The sequence below is a fragment of the Rhizobium leguminosarum genome (assembly GCF_010668065.1).
Classification (GTDB): domain Bacteria; phylum Pseudomonadota; class Alphaproteobacteria; order Rhizobiales; family Rhizobiaceae; genus Rhizobium; species Rhizobium leguminosarum_S.
In genome coordinates this window covers 58,043-72,137 of sequence record NZ_WUEN01000005.1, presented here as the reverse complement: position 1 = coordinate 72,137, position 14,095 = coordinate 58,043, and the positions used below count along the sequence as shown (strand labels likewise).

At 57.9% G+C, this 14,095-nt stretch carries 15 protein-coding genes; 5 read left to right on the top strand and 10 right to left on the bottom strand.

Annotation, left to right across the window (positions count from 1 at the left end; all coding sequences use genetic code 11):
* Positions 1–70: 70 nt before the first annotated feature.
* The 8 genes from GR198_RS15695 to hemE form a co-directional block, all read right to left on the bottom strand.
* A complete protein-coding gene (locus tag GR198_RS15695; protein ID WP_029874617.1) occupies positions 71–952 on the bottom strand; it encodes a ParB/RepB/Spo0J family partition protein in 882 nt (293 codons plus the stop codon).
* Between the two features lie 31 nt (positions 953–983).
* Positions 984–1,778, bottom strand: coding sequence for a ParA family protein (locus tag GR198_RS15690; RefSeq protein ID WP_164069222.1), 795 nt, complete (start codon positions 1,776–1,778; stop codon positions 984–986).
* Between the two features lie 19 nt (positions 1,779–1,797).
* On the bottom strand, positions 1,798–2,415 hold the full coding sequence (rsmG, locus tag GR198_RS15685) for a 16S rRNA (guanine(527)-N(7))-methyltransferase RsmG (protein ID WP_029874616.1): 618 nt from the start codon (positions 2,413–2,415) through the stop codon (positions 1,798–1,800).
* 25 nt (positions 2,416–2,440) lie between these two features.
* Positions 2,441–4,318, bottom strand: a complete 1,878-nt coding sequence (gene mnmG, locus GR198_RS15680; RefSeq protein WP_164069221.1) for a tRNA uridine-5-carboxymethylaminomethyl(34) synthesis enzyme MnmG — start codon at positions 4,316–4,318, stop codon at positions 2,441–2,443.
* 72 nt (positions 4,319–4,390) lie between these two features.
* A complete protein-coding gene (gene mnmE / locus GR198_RS15675; RefSeq protein ID WP_029874614.1) occupies positions 4,391–5,710 on the bottom strand; it encodes a tRNA uridine-5-carboxymethylaminomethyl(34) synthesis GTPase MnmE in 1,320 nt (439 codons plus the stop codon).
* Positions 5,711–5,815: 105 nt separating this feature from the next.
* Complete coding sequence (rho, locus tag GR198_RS15670; protein WP_012759538.1) at positions 5,816–7,081, bottom strand: transcription termination factor Rho; 1,266 nt, start codon at positions 7,079–7,081, stop codon at positions 5,816–5,818.
* A gap of 197 nt (positions 7,082–7,278) precedes the next feature.
* Positions 7,279–7,815 (bottom strand): protoporphyrinogen oxidase HemJ, encoded by a 537-nt coding sequence (hemJ, locus tag GR198_RS15665; protein WP_029874613.1) that lies wholly within the window; start codon positions 7,813–7,815, stop codon positions 7,279–7,281.
* 2 nt (positions 7,816–7,817) lie between these two features.
* Complete coding sequence (gene hemE / locus GR198_RS15660) at positions 7,818–8,849, bottom strand: uroporphyrinogen decarboxylase (RefSeq protein ID WP_029874612.1); 1,032 nt, start codon at positions 8,847–8,849, stop codon at positions 7,818–7,820.
* Between the two features lie 401 nt (positions 8,850–9,250).
* Between hemE and GR198_RS15655 the strand changes: the two genes are divergently transcribed.
* Genes GR198_RS15655 through dnaQ form a run of 5 tightly spaced genes read left to right on the top strand, consistent with a single transcriptional unit; the run spans position 9,251 to position 12,881 of the window.
* On the top strand, positions 9,251–10,072 hold the full coding sequence (locus tag GR198_RS15655; RefSeq protein ID WP_011649834.1) for a pyruvate, water dikinase regulatory protein: 822 nt from the start codon (positions 9,251–9,253) through the stop codon (positions 10,070–10,072).
* A gap of 33 nt (positions 10,073–10,105) precedes the next feature.
* On the top strand, positions 10,106–10,705 hold the full coding sequence (locus tag GR198_RS15650; RefSeq protein ID WP_029874611.1) for a Maf-like protein: 600 nt from the start codon (positions 10,106–10,108) through the stop codon (positions 10,703–10,705).
* Positions 10,698–11,555 carry a shikimate dehydrogenase gene (locus tag GR198_RS15645; protein ID WP_164069220.1) on the top strand — a complete coding sequence of 286 codons (858 nt, stop codon included), beginning with the start codon at positions 10,698–10,700 and terminating at the stop codon, positions 11,553–11,555. Before GR198_RS15650 ends, GR198_RS15645 begins: the two co-directional genes overlap by 8 nt.
* Positions 11,555–12,166: a dephospho-CoA kinase gene (coaE, locus tag GR198_RS15640; RefSeq protein WP_029874609.1), complete on the top strand. Its 612-nt coding sequence runs from the start codon at positions 11,555–11,557 to the stop codon at positions 12,164–12,166. The genes GR198_RS15645 and coaE overlap by 1 nt, the downstream gene beginning before the upstream one ends.
* Positions 12,159–12,881: a DNA polymerase III subunit epsilon gene (gene dnaQ / locus GR198_RS15635; protein ID WP_164025924.1), complete on the top strand. Its 723-nt coding sequence runs from the start codon at positions 12,159–12,161 to the stop codon at positions 12,879–12,881. The genes coaE and dnaQ overlap by 8 nt, the downstream gene beginning before the upstream one ends.
* 67 nt (positions 12,882–12,948) lie before the next feature.
* Here dnaQ and secB read toward each other — a convergent pair whose 3' ends face one another.
* Together secB and GR198_RS15625 are read right to left on the bottom strand one after the other, a co-directional pair.
* The gene (gene secB / locus GR198_RS15630) at positions 12,949–13,431 is read right to left on the bottom strand and encodes a protein-export chaperone SecB (RefSeq protein ID WP_003544086.1); all 483 of its coding nucleotides are present in this window, start codon (positions 13,429–13,431) and stop codon (positions 12,949–12,951) included.
* A gap of 101 nt (positions 13,432–13,532) precedes the next feature.
* Entirely contained in the window at positions 13,533–14,039 is a 507-nt protein-coding gene (locus GR198_RS15625; protein ID WP_032984621.1) for an FxsA family protein, read from the bottom strand.
* Positions 14,040–14,095 lie beyond the last annotated feature (56 nt).

Genomic DNA, 14,095 nt, shown 5'->3' with positions numbered 1-14,095 from the left:
CCCAAAATCATGGGCGATTTTCGGAAAGCTTGATGCGTTGATTCCAGGAGTTGGAGCATCCTACGGCGCTCTAGCGCCTCTCGAGCAAGCGGCAGATTTCCTCGAGTTGCTCTAGCGACTTATAGGAAATTTTGATCTGGCCCCCGCTTGCCTTGTGATTGATCGCAACATCAAGGCCGAGCGCATCGGAAAGTGTCCGTTCCAGCGCCAGCGTGTCGGAATCTTTCTGATCTCGCCGCAAGGCCGCCTGCTGCGGCTCCGATTGGGCCTTGATATTGTTTTGCGCCAGCTTTTCCGCATCACGCACCGACATGCCCTTGGCAACGATCGTACGGGCAAGACCTGCCGGGTCGGATGTTGAAACCAGTGCGCGCGCGTGCCCAGCCGACAGGCTGCCGGCAGCAAGCAGATCGCGAACCGGATCAGGCAATTTCAACAGGCGCAACGAGTTTGCAACATGGCTGCGGCTCTTCCCGATGATTTCGCCGAGGTCGTTCTGGGTGTAGCCGTATTCCGCGATCAGCTGCTCATAACCCAGGGCCTCTTCGAGGGCATTGAGATCCGCGCGCTGCACGTTTTCAACAATGGCGATTTCCAGCGCCGTCTTATCATCCACATCACGGATAATGACGGCAATCTCGATCAGCCCGGCAAGCTGAGCTGCGCGCCAGCGTCGTTCGCCGGCGATGATCTCATATCGATCCCGCGACATCGTTCGCACAACAATCGGCTGAACGATACCGTGTTGACGAATGGAGCTTGCGAGATCATGCAGCTCCGAGTCATCGAAAAACCGACGGGGATTGCGAGGGTTACGGCTAACGAACTCGATCGGGATCATTCTGTCGGCGCTGATAGTCCGCTCTGCTTCCACCGGGACAGGCTGATCCATTTCACCAATCAGCGCCGCTAGGCCGCGGCCCAATCGCCTCTTTGATACATCGTCATTCATGATCTACACTCACCTACACCCTAAAATGATATCACGCGGCTAGTCTTTGGCGTTCTCGCTGGATGACCTCGGAGGCCAGCTGCAGATAGGCCTGACTGCCCGCGCACTTCAAGTCATAGAGAATAGCCGGCTTACCGTAGGACGGAGCCTCGGAAACCCGGACGTTGCGCGGAATTAACGTGTGGTAAACCTTGTCCCCGAGATGCGTACGCACGTCATTCACGACCTGCTGGGCAAGATTGTTGCGCGCATCGAACATCGTCAAGACGATACCCTGAATATCCAGACGCGGGTTCACTGTCCGCCGCACCTGGCTGACGGTCTCGAGCAGCTGGCTCAACCCCTCCAGCGCAAAGAATTCGCATTGCAGCGGCACTAGGACCGAATGCGCCGCCGCCATGGCATTCATCGTCAGCAGATTGAACGAAGGCGGGCAATCCAGAAGAATATAAGAAAACGCCATAGCTTCGGGCGAAGACAGCGCTTTCCGCAACTTGAACACCCGATCGCTCTGCTGCGAGATTTCCATCTCAAAGCCAAGCAGATCCATCGTCGAAGGGACGATAAACAGATTAGGAACTGCTGTTTCGAGGGTCACTTCGGGGATCCCGCGATCACCGACCATCAGATCGTAGGAGGACAGCTTGCGATCACGACGATCGATACCGAGGCCGGTGCTGGCATTGCCCTGCGGGTCGAGATCGACGATCAGGACGCGCTCGCCGATAGCAGCAAGCGCCGTTGCCAGATTGATTGCTGTGGTCGTCTTGCCAACGCCACCTTTCTGATTTGCGATGGTGATAATCCGATGTCGTTCGCCAGCCATTGCCGCAATATCCGATCTGTTAAACCAAGCGCCGGAGATTTGATACTTCTAAAATAACAGATTCCTGCTCGACGGCGCTCTTATGTTCTAACAGATCGAATTCCCACCGACCACGTGCTTTGTCAATTTCCCTCCGATAATCCCGGCCTTTATGAAAGAAGCCACGACAATTTTCCTTACCAAGCATCCAGGGGGATGAATATCCGATGAGCCCATCAAGATCCGTAAGGGCACGCGCTGAAATCGCGCCGCATTCACCAACCTCCGTATAAGCATCTTCGATTCGAATGCTATGGACGGTGCCGCGCGCATTTGTCTCCCGCAGCGCTGTCCGCAGAAACGCTGCCTTTTTATGGTTGCTTTCGACCAGATGGACCCATCCACCCTGCAGCTCGGCCAGAAAAATCGCCGTAATGACGCCAGGAAAGCCGCCCCCGCTGCCGAGGTCAGCCCAGGTAGTCGGTTGAGGATGAATCTGAAAGACTTGGCTGCTATCAGCGATGTGCCGGTGCCACAGATCATCAAGTGTCGACGGCGCCACAAGATTAATTGCTTTTGCCCACTTTTGAAACAGCGCTGCAAAGTGTTGCAACCGTTCCTGTGTTTCACGTGAAACACGCAAACCGTTTAATTCCATTCTGAAGGACTCTCAAATCTTGTAATCAAGCGCTATGGCGCTCGGCAGAGTAAAGTCGACGCAAGTGCACGAGCAGCAGCGCGATTGCCGCAGGTGTCATCCCTTCAACGATTGCAGCCTGGGCGATATTGAACGGGCGGGCAGTGCCGAGCTTGACCTTCAGCTCGTTCGAGAGACCGGACAGTGCGTCATAGTTGAAATCAAGCGGTATCTGCCGCTCCTCGTCCCGTTGCTGATCGGCAATCGCCGAGGCTTGTCGATCGAGATAAACCGAATACCCTGCCTCGATTTCCAGCGCTTCCGCGACTTTCCGTCCAATCATGCCGAGCTTCTCCGGCCAAACATGGCTAAGCGCGGCGAAATCATAATTCGGATAGGACAGTAAATCATACGCAGTTCGGCGCTGCCCATCGAGATTGATATTCAAGCCCGCGCGGCGCGCCTCATTCGGTGTAACCGCCAGCGACTGCAACAACGCCCGACTGGTTTCGATCTCTGCCTGATAGGATGTGAATCGCTGCACTCGCGCGTCGCTGACGCAGCCGAGCCGGATCGCCAGCGGCGTCAAGCGCATATCGGCGTTGTCAGCCCGCAACGTCAGCCGATACTCCGCACGCGATGTAAACATTCGATACGGCTCCGTAACGCCTCGCGACGTGAGATCGTCGATCATGACGCCAATATAAGAACTCGTCCGGCTGAAATGAAACGGATCCGAATCGCTGCTTCGCAACGCAGCATTCAGCCCGGCTGCTAATCCCTGTGCGGCGGCTTCTTCATATCCGGTGGTACCATTGATCTGGCCCGCCAGAAACAGGCCTCTCAGCCGTTTAACCTCCAGCGATGGAGCAAGCTCCCTCGGATCGACATGGTCATATTCGATCGCATAGCCCGGTTGCAGTATTCTTGCCGCTTCAAGGCCGGGGATCGTTTTGATGAAATCGGCCTGCACCTCCGCCGGCAGGGAGGTAGAAATCCCGTTCGGATAGACCGTGTCATCGTCCAGTCCCTCGGGTTCGAGAAAGACCTGATGTCCATCCCGCTCTCCGAATTTCACCAGCTTGTCTTCGATCGACGGGCAATAACGAGGCCCGACGCCCTCAATCTGCCCGGAATACATTGCCGAGCGCATGATGTTGTCAACAATGATGCGGTGGGTCGCTTCGGTCGTCCTGGTGACCCCGCATTCGATTTGTGGCGTGGTAATCGTATCTGTCATAAAGGAGAAGGGGACAAGCTCCTCGTCAGCTCCCTGTCGACCGACGGACTGCCAGTCGATCGTCTTTCCGTCCAGCCGGGCGGGTGTGCCGGTCTTCAGACGTCCCAGCCGCAGTCCAAGGCGGGCGAGGGTCGCAGCCAATCCGATCGACGGCGCTTCACCGACACGCCCGGCCGGTGTCTTTTCCGACCCGATATGAATAAGACCGCGCAGAAAGGTTCCAGTGGTCAAAACCACTGCCGGCGCTTTCAGGGTCCGACCATCCTTCATAATTACACCAGCAAGGCTACCATCGACAACGTCCAGATCAAACGCATCGCCTTCGATGATATCCAGGTTCGGCGTCGCTTCGATCGCCGCCAGCATTGCCAGGCGATAAAGCTTTCGATCGGCCTGCGTCCGCGGTCCTCGGACAGCCGCGCCTTTCTTCTTGTTAAGCATCCTGAATTGAATGCCTGCAACATCGGCGACGCGACCCATCAGCCCATCCATCGCATCGATCTCCCGAACAAGATGGCCCTTGCCCAGTCCGCCAATCGCCGGATTACAGGACATGACTCCGATCGTATCCCGCCTATGCGTAATCAGAACGGTTTTCGCCCCCAGCCGCGCAGCTGCGCTGGCAGCCTCCGACCCCGCATGGCCGCCACCGATCACAATCACATCGAAGACATTATCCGTCATTCAAGACTCCATATCCGGCAGGCGTTTCACGTGAAACCGTGCGGGCCTTTGGCTCTAAAGGTTTCACGTGAATCATTTGCCAATACAAAATTCGGAGAAGATCACCCCGAGCAATTGTTCGACATCCACTCGTCCGGTAATTCTGCCCAAATACTCAGCGGCAATTCGCAGCTGCTCGGTCCGCAGTTCAAGATTCACATCCGGCTGCGATATGGCCGCATCAACCGCCGCTAAACATTTCGCTAGCGAATCCTTATGCCGCTGCCGGCTGGGAATTGCCATAGACAGGCCGGCAAAACGGCTCTCGACGATGTTGCCGATCAACCTCCGTAGTTCCGGCAGACCGTCACCCGTCGCGGTGGAAATCTGCAGATCATACCGACTCGAAGCGACTTCGGTTAGATCCTTCTTTGTCCCGACAGTAACATGCGGAGAGGACTGCTCCAAGTCGTCGGGAATTAGCGGTTTCGTCATGTCGACCAGCAACAGGACAAGATCGGCGTCACGCAGTGCGACGCGCGCGCGTCGCACACCTTCCATTTCGACTTTGTCATCCGCCTCGCGAAGACCCGCAGTGTCATAGAGCTTGATCAGGTAACCATCAATATCGAGATCAACCTGCAGGACGTCGCGGGTGGTTCCGGCAATCTCCGTCACGATTGCGACGTCTCGACGCGCCAAAGCGTTCAACAGGCTCGATTTTCCAGCATTCGGAGCGCCGGCGATAACCACCTTGAAGCCGTCTCTGATGATCTCACCGGCCGAAGCCGCCGCCAGGTGATCCCCGATGTCGCTGCGAAGCTTCGCCATATCGGCCCAGACCGCATCCGATACCGACCCAGGAACGTCATCCTCGTCGGGGAAATCAAGCTCCGCCTCGATCAGCGCGCGGGCCTGCGTTAATCGTTCCGCCCACGAATCGTAAACTGCGGACAGCCCGCCTGCGCTATGTTCGACCGCAAGGCGCCTCTGCATTTCGGTCTCGGCGCCGATGAGATCGGCCAGCCCTTCTACCTCGACGAGATCAAGCTTGCCATTCTCGAAAGCCCGGCGGGAGAACTCACCCTCGACCGCCATCCGAACACCCGGAATATCGCCAAGCGCGTGAAACAGCGCCGCCAGCACGGCTCTGCTGCCGTGGATCTGCAATTCGGCAATATCCTCACCGGTAAACGAATTCGGAGCAGGAAAAAACAGCACCAGGCCGCTATCGATCGCCTGATTGTTACGAGTCCGAATCGTTCGGTGAGATGCATGCCGGGCTGCCGGAACAGATCCGACAAGCTTCACCAATATGTCTCTGGTCAGCGGGCCGCTGATTCGAACGACTGAAACACCCGACGGCAGGGCACCGCTCGATAGCGCATATATGGTATCATTCAACATGGCCATATCGCCTGGTTCATCGGTTGGAATCGAAATCGATTCCTCTCAAATAGAAAAGCTGGAGGCATCGTGACATGCCTCCAGCTTTAAAGGGGTGAATCCGGCTAAGGATTATGTGTTCATCGATTCGAAGAAGTCGGAATTGTTCTTCGTCTGCTTGAGCTTGTCGATCAGGAATTCGACCGCATCGGTCGTACCCATTGGAGCAAGGATGCGGCGGAGCACGAAGATCTTCTGCAGATCCTGGCGCGGAACCAGAAGGTCCTCCTTGCGCGTACCGGACTTCAGAATATCCATGGCCGGGAAGATACGCTTATCGGCGACCTTGCGATCGAGGACGATTTCCGAGTTGCCCGTGCCCTTGAATTCTTCGAAGATCACTTCGTCCATGCGGCTGCCGGTATCGATCAGCGCCGTCGCGATGATCGTCAAAGAGCCGCCTTCCTCGATGTTACGCGCCGCGCCGAAGAAGCGCTTCGGCCGCTGCAGAGCGTTGGCGTCCACACCGCCGGTCAGGACCTTGCCTGACGAGGGAACGACCGTGTTATAGGCACGGCCCAGGCGCGTGATCGAATCGAGCAGGATGACAACGTCGCGTCCGTGTTCGACAAGGCGCTTGGCTTTCTCGATGACCATCTCGGCCACCTGCACGTGACGAACGGCTGGTTCGTCGAAAGTCGAGGAGATAACCTCGCCGCGAACCGAGCGCTGCATGTCGGTTACTTCTTCGGGGCGTTCATCGATCAGCAGGACGATCAGATAGCACTCCGGATGGTTGGCGGTGATCGAATGCGCGATGTTCTGCAACAACACGGTTTTACCGGTACGCGGCGGCGCGACGATCAATCCACGCTGGCCCTTGCCGAGCGGCGCCACCAGGTCGATCACACGTGGCGACAGATCCTTGGTGGTGGGAATATCGAGTTCCATCTTGAAGCGCTCGTTCGGATAGAGCGGCGTCAGATTGTCGAAATGGACCTTGTGCCGGATCTGTTCCGGATCGTCGAAATTGATGGTGTTGACCTTGAGCAGCGCGAAATAGCGCTCGCCTTCCTTCGGTCCACGGATCGGGCCTTCGACGGTATCGCCGGTTTTCAGCGAGAAACGGCGGATCTGCGACGGGGAGATATAAATATCATCCGGGCCCGGTAGGTAGTTCGCATTGGGCGACCGCAGGAAGCCGAAACCGTCCTGCAGCACTTCGACGACGCCTTCGCCGATGATTTCGACATCCTGGCTGGCAAGCATCTTGAGGATCGCAAACATCAGCTCCTGCTTGCGCATCGTGCTCGCGTTCTCGACCTCGAGCGATTCGGCAAATGCCAGCAGATCCGTCGGGGATTTACTCTTAAGTTCCTGAAGCTTCATTTCAGCCATGAAGTGACCAATACTCTTTTTAATTTCAAAGGGGAAAGGCGATGTTGGGTCGTATTCGGTACCGCGAAAGGGCTCGCAGACGACTGAACTCTACACACATGCCACGTAGATGAGATGCGCGGAAAATAGCGACTCGCAATCGCTGCCGCAAGAGGGCTGCTTAAAATGAAGCAAATTTAACCTGAGGACGATTTTCCTCAGAACGGCTTCACCACGACGAGGATGACGATCAGGATCATCAGCACTGTCGGGGCCTCGTTCATGAACCGCCAATAACGCGCCGAGCGGCGATTTTCATCCCGCTCGAACGCTCCGACGGCGCGGCTGAAGAACATATGAACAGCGGTCAGCAATACGACGAGACCGATCTTGGCATGCAGCCAGCCGCCCTGGAATCCGTAAACCGACCAGGCGAGATAGAGGCCGAAAATCCACGTCAACATCATCGCCGGAGTCATGATGATTCGAAGCAGCCGGCGCTCCATTACCTTGAAGGTTTCCGACTGCACCGAACCCGGCTCCGCATCGGTGTGATAGATGAACAGCCGCGGCATATAGAACAGCCCGGCCATCCACGAAATGACTGCGATGATGTGTAGCGCCTTGATCCAGAGGTAGAGATTATCGGGGTTCCACGCAAAAAGCCCGATCGCCATCAGCGCAAAGAAGGCCAGCGCAAAATGAGCCCGGCGCCGGGCGTAAGCGCCAGATCTGCGATCGGTCTGTTTTTCCATCGTCACGCCCCGCCTCGCACGCGATCCACCAGCAGACGCACATGCTCGGGGTCGGCCTGCGGTGTAATGCCGTGACCGAGATTGAAAATCAGCGGACCATTGCCGAGATGCTGCAGAATATCGTCGATGCCGTCTTCCAGCGCCCGGCCGCCGGCAACGACACGCATCGGATCAAGGTTGCCCTGAACCGGTCCATCCTTTTGAAGTTCGGCGGCGAAGGCCAGCGGGACCGACCAGTCGAGGCCGATCGCATCTGCGCCGGTCTTCTGGCGATAGGTTTTCAGCTGGTAGCCGGCGCCCTTGGCAAAAGCGATGATGCGAGCATGCGGCCGTTGTGATTTGACCGAAGCGATCATCCGCGCAACCGGCCTGATCGCGAACGCCTCAAACTCCTTCTCGCCGAGAACACCTGCCCAGGAATCGAAGATCTGCACGGCATCGGCGCCGGCATCGATCTGGGCGACGAGATAGTCGGCCGATACGTCGGCAAGCAGCATCAGCAGATGCTCGAAAGCGCGGGGATGCCTGTAGGCGAAGAGACGGGCAGGGGCCTGATCCGGCGTGCCGTGACCGGCGATCATGTAGGTCGCTACCGTCCATGGCGCGCCGCAGAAACCGAGCAGCGTCGTCTCCGCTGGCAGTTCTTCACGCAGCCGCCGTACCGTCTCCAGAACCGGCCTGAGATAATCGACAACCTCTTCGCCGTTCAAACTGCCGATCCCGGCTTCATCGATCGGATCCATCTCCGGGCCATGGCCCTCGGTGAACCGGACATTCCGCTTCATTGCGTCTGGAATGACCAGGATATCGGAAAACAGAATGGCCGCATCGAAGCCATAGCGGCGGATCGGCTGCAATGTCACTTCGACGGCATGGTCAGGTGTATAGCAGAGATCAAGAAAACTCCCTGCCTTCGCCCGCGTCTCCCGATACTCCGGGAGATAACGTCCTGCCTGTCTCATCAGCCAGAGGGGAGGAGGGGAGAGGCTCTCGCCACTCAAAACCCTCATGATCTTTCGGCGCGTATCGCTCAAGCGCTTCTTCCCTATAAAATAACAAAGATATTTTAAAAGGTTTCTATTTCTTAGAGTCGGTGACTATCAAGGATTAAAATCCATCCACCGCCGATGCCATTTGTCGCGCGCCTGCAAAACAACATTGGGAAGATTTGTCCATCTCGTCCAAATTTCGGGGAGAAGCCGAATCCGGAAATGATTCCAAATCCTTCCGGATCGGCAATTTATCTCATAGCTGTGGACAGGCTGTGGACGAGCTTTCAAGAAGCCCAGCCCTTCCCCATCGTCCACAGGGCTAACCGAAACCGTTCGGCAAAATCCGAAATGTGGATAAGCAGGCATGTTTTCCCTTGCCGGAGACTGCCTCGCCGCCGTAGCTCTGTTTCATCCAGTGTTTTCAACAGGCAGCGGAAAATAGCGTGGAGAACAGAACGAACTTCTTTCATCTGCATCTGATTTCTGACTCAACGGGAGAGACTCTGATCTCCGCCGGACGCGCCGCGTCGGCGCAGTTCAGATCGGCGCAGCCGATCGAACATGTCTATCCGCTGATCCGCAATCGCAAGCAGCTGCTGCCGGTTCTGCAGGCGATCGATGACGCCCCCGGTATTGTGCTCTACACCATTGTCGACCGGGAGCTTGCAAGCCTGATCGATGAGCGCTGCATCGAGATGGGCGTCGCCTCGGTGAATGTGCTGGAGCCAGTGATGAATGCCTTCCAGATCTATCTCGGCGCCCCGTCGCGCCGTCGGGTCGGAGCTCAGCATGTGATGAATGCCGGCTACTTCGCGCGCATCGAAGCGCTGAATTTCACCATGGATCACGATGACGGCCAGATGCCCGACGATTACAACGACGCCGATGTCGTGATCATCGGCATCAGCCGTACGTCGAAAACACCGACCAGCATCTACCTCGCCAACCGAGGCATCAAGACTGCGAACATTCCGATCGTCTATGGCGTGCCATTACCGGAGAGCCTCTTCGTCGCGAGCAAACCGCTGATCGTCTGCCTGATCGCCACCACCGACCGCATTTCCCAGGTGCGGGAAAATCGTGTGCTCGGGGTGACGCAGGGCTTCGATCGCGAACACTACACCGATCGCGCCGCGATTTCCGAGGAGCTGAAATATGCCCGCTCACTTTGCGCCCGTCATAACTGGCCGCTGATCGACGTCACCCGCCGCTCAATCGAGGAAACAGCCGCGGCAATCGTTGCCCTGCGGCCGAAGCTGCGCTAAGCGCTGACGAAAAGCCGGCACGCCGAGGAACCCATGACGCCGAAACTCATCCTTGCATCGTCGAGCCCCTTTCGCCGGATGCTGATGGAAAATGCCGGTCTGTCCTTCGAGGCGCATGCCGCAAGGATCGATGAACGGTCCGTCGAAGCGCCGCTGGAAAAAGCCGGCGCCAAGCCTGATGCCGTGGCCCTCGTCCTGGCCAGGGCCAAGGCGGAGGAAGTCAGCAGCCGCTTTCCGGATGGCCTGGTCATCGGTTCAGATCAGACAATGTCGCTCGGCGACAGCGTCTTCCATAAGCCGAAGGACCTGGCCGACGCGGCTAGCCACCTTCAAGCTCTCTCCGGCGTAGCCCACCGATTGAACAGCGCCGTCGCGATCGTCAGCGATGGCGTGGTCTTGTGGGAATATCTTGCGCATGCGGAATTGACGATGAGGCCGCTAACGGTGGAGTTCATCGACAGGCATCTGGCGCGGGTTGGCGAACGGGCGCTTTCCAGCGTCGGCGCCTATCAATTGGAGGGGGAGGGCATCCAGCTCTTCGAAAAGATCGAGGGTGATTATTTCACCATTCTCGGCCTACCGATGCTGCCGCTCTTAAAAAAATTGCGAGAACTCGGAGCAATCGATGGGTGATTCACGTGAAACATTGGGGCCGAAAGCATTTGTCACGGGCTTTCCCATCAAGCATTCGCGCTCGCCACTGATCCACGGATATTGGCTGAAGACGCTCGGTCTGCCAGGCAGCTACCGTGCCCATGAAGTGGCGCCCGAGGCTTTTGCCGATTTCATTCACTCGTTGAAGGATGGCAGTTCCGGCTTTACCGGAGGCAATGTCACCATTCCCCACAAGGAATTGGCGTTCCGGGTCGCCGACAAGCCGGACGCGCTATCGCAAGAACTCGGCGCCGCGAACACGCTCTGGCTGGAGGATGGCGCCCTGCACGCGACGAATACCGACGGTCGTGGCTTCATCGCCAATCTTGATGAACGCCATCCCGGTTGGGACCGGCATGGCACGGCCGTTGTCTTTGGCGCCGGCGGCGCCAGCCGGGCGATCATCCAGGCGGTCCGCGATCGCGGGTTCAAGGAGATCCACGTCGTCAACCGCACCGTCGAACGCGCGCGTGAACTCGCGGATCGTTTTGGCCCGCGTGTCCAGGCTCATCCGGCCGGGGCGCTTGCCGAAGTCATGAAGGGTGCCGGCCTCTTCATCAATACCACCTCGCTCGGCATGGACGGCGAGGCCGCGCCGCAACTCGATTTCTCGCCCCTTGCAGCCGATGCTGTCGTCACTGATATCGTCTATGTACCCTTGAAGACGCCAATCCTGGCCCAGGCGGAAGAGCAAGGATTTCCCGTCGTCGATGGTCTCGGCATGCTCTTGCACCAGGCCGTGCCTGGATTCGAGAAGTGGTTCGGCCAGCGTCCCATCGTCGATGCGGCGCTGCGTGCGCTCATCATCGCGGATATGGACGCACACTGATGCTGAAGATCGGTCTCACCGGCTCCATCGGAATGGGAAAATCGACGGCGGCAAAGCTCTTCGCCGATGCCGGAATCCCGGTGAATGATTCGGATGCCGTGGTCCACGATCTCTATGCCGGCGAGGCTGCACCCCTGGTGAATGCCGCTTTCCCCGGCACGATGAAGGATGGAGCCGTCGACCGGCGTGAACTCGGCCGCCAGCTCGCTCTTGATCCTGACGGCTTCAAACGCCTGGAAGCGATCGTCCATCCGCTGGTTCGCAAACGCGAGACGGAATTTCTGAAGCGACAACGCGCCGCCGGTGCCGACATGGTATTGCTCGATATTCCATTACTTTTCGAAACCGGCGCCGAGGCAAGAGTGGATGTCATCGTCGTCGTCAGCACTGATCCACAGATTCAGCGCCAAAGGGTGCTTGCGCGCGAAGGCATGACCGAGGAAAAATTCGACATGATTCTCTCACGCCAGACGCCGGACACGGAAAAGCGGCGCCGGGCCGATTATCTGATCGACACCAGTCACAGTATCGCGACGACGAGGGAACGGGTGTTCGAGATCGTCGCCGACCTGAAAACGCGGATTGCCAAGGGGGATTTCCGGAATGCGTGAGATCATCTTCGATACGGAAACAACCGGCCTCGACAACCGCGCCGACCGCATCATCGAAATCGGCGGCATCGAGCTCTTCAATCATTTCCCCACGGGCAACACGATCCATATCTTCATCAATCCTGGAGATCAGAAGGTTCATCCGGATGCGCTCGCCGTGCACGGCATTACCGATGAATTCCTGAAGGACAAGCAGCCTTTCGCGGAAGTCGCCGAACAAATCCTTACCTTCTTCGGCGATGCGAAGTGGATTGCCCATAACGCCACCTTCGATATGGGCTTCATCAACGCGGAATTCGCGCGGATCGGTTTACCGCCAATCCTGCCGGAACGGGTGCTCGATACGCTGTCAATGGCGCGGCGCAAACACCCGATGGGGCCGAATTCGCTCGATGCGCTTTGCCGGCGCTACGGCATCGATAATTCGCACCGCACCAAACACGGCGCGCTGCTCGACTCCGAACTGCTTGCCGAAGTCTATATCGAGATGATCGGCGGCAGACAGGCGGCCCTTGGCCTCGGCATGGTCGGCAAATCCAACCAGTCAGCTCGCGGTGAGATGGGGATGGAAGACGACGTAGTGATTGCCGCCGTGCTCGAGCGGCCCCGGCCGCTCGCCCCGCGCCTCAGCCAAACCGAGGAGCAGGCGCATGAGGCGCTCGTCGCCAAGCTAGGTGAAAAAAGCGTCTGGGCGAAATACGCCAACCTCGATTAAACCAGTCCTCAATTGAAAATGCCCGGGACCAGCCCGGGCATCCGCATTTCAGACAAGAAAAACCTGGTCAGTTCGGAACGGCCTGAACCTTGGCGCGGGCCTGTTCTTCGGCAACGCGCTGAGCGAACATCTGCGTGAAGTCGATCGGGTCGATCATCAGCGGTGGGAAACCACCGTTGCGAGTGACGTCGGCGATGATCTGACGGGCGAAGGGGAAGAGCATGCGCGGGCACTCGATGAAGAGAACCGGCAGCATGTGTTCCTGCGGGAAACCGGCAACGCGGAAAACGCCGCCATAGGTGAGTTCGGCATGGAAAACCGTCTTGTCGCCGTCCTTGGCTTCGGCATTCAGCGACAGCACGACATCGAAATCCGTATCGGAAAGCGGGTTGGCGTTGACGTTCACATTGATGTTGATCGTCGGCGCCTTGTCGCGGGCCTGCAGCGAACGCGGCGCACCTGGATTTTCGAAGGACAGATCCTTGGTATATTGCGCAAGGATCGAAAGGGTGGGGTTAGCCGCACCGTTGCTGTTGTTATCGTCTGCCATTGGCTTTTCCTCGAGGGGCATGGGAATGGTGCCGCCATCTAACATTTCAGGGAAGGGCTTACAACCCTGGGCGCTTGGCTCGGTTGATCAGCCGCAGTGCCTCAATCGCCAAGATGCTTGCCGGACCACGGCGAGTTGCGATCCGGCTCTCTATGATAGTCCTCCTCATCGAGATCGACCACTTTCGAGTTCGGCTTGCGGTCGCGGAAATCGGGTTGCGGACCGGAGGAAGAGCCGCCCTTGGCATTGACGACGACGAAGCGTTTGGCGATCGCCCGCCAGACGAGATCGCGCACCGGCGGAATGAGAATGAGGATCGCGATGATATCCGTGAGGAAGCCAGGAATGATCAGGAGCAGCGAGGCGATAACGTTCATCGCCGGCCGTAGCAGGTCGCGGCCCGGCATCACCCCATTTCGTCCTTCGCTCGACATGCGGCGCAAAATACCGATTCCCTGCCGGCGCAGCAGAACCACGCCGAGAACGAAACCCAGCATGACGAGAACAAGCGTCAGCCACAATCCGATAGCCTGGCCGACGACGACGAAACCGGCAATTTCGGCGAACGGCAGCAGCAGAATGAAGGCTGGCAGGATCGAAAAACGCATGTCGGTCATGTCCCGGGCTCGCCGGTCTCCTCTTGGCGCCGGCGAAGATGCCAGCG